At 43.1% G+C, this 483-nt stretch carries 1 protein-coding gene; it reads left to right on the top strand.

All coding sequences use genetic code 11. The features are described from left to right. Window positions 1-8 precede the first annotated feature (8 nt). On the top strand, window positions 9-483 hold a 475-nt coding region (locus tag EI162_RS14990; protein WP_318779337.1), incomplete at its 3' end, for an IS1 family transposase.

Genomic DNA, 483 nt, shown 5'->3' with positions numbered 1-483 from the left:
AGACACAAATAGATATCAGCTGCCCCGACTGTCACAGTCCCAGTTTAAAGAAAAACGGCATAAAAAGCTATGGCAAGCAGAACTACCAATGCAAGGACTGCAAACGTCAATTCATTGGTGACCATGCCTTAACTTATAAGGGCTGTCACTCTAAAATAGAAGACATCATACGGCTAATGACGGTGAGAGGTTGCGGTGTTAGAGACATAGCTATTATAGCCTCAGTCAGTATCGGTAAAGTATTGGGCACCATAGGCTCATCTGTTTATAAGATCGCGCCTAAGAAGCGCTACTATGAACGCTTAGAGGTTGATGAGTTCTGGACTTACGTGTATCGCAAGAAGCGTAAAGTCTGGCTCATCTACGCTTATGACCGTGCTACTAATGAGATTGTCGCTTATGTCTGGGGCAAACGTGACTTAAAAACAGCTAAGAAGCTAAGAGCACGTTTAAAGCAACTTAAAGTAAGCTATGGCTCTATCA

The organism is Psychrobacter sp. FME6, from assembly GCF_014861365.1.
Taxonomy (GTDB): domain Bacteria; phylum Pseudomonadota; class Gammaproteobacteria; order Pseudomonadales; family Moraxellaceae; genus Psychrobacter.
This window is presented reverse-complemented; position numbering and strand designations above follow the sequence as displayed.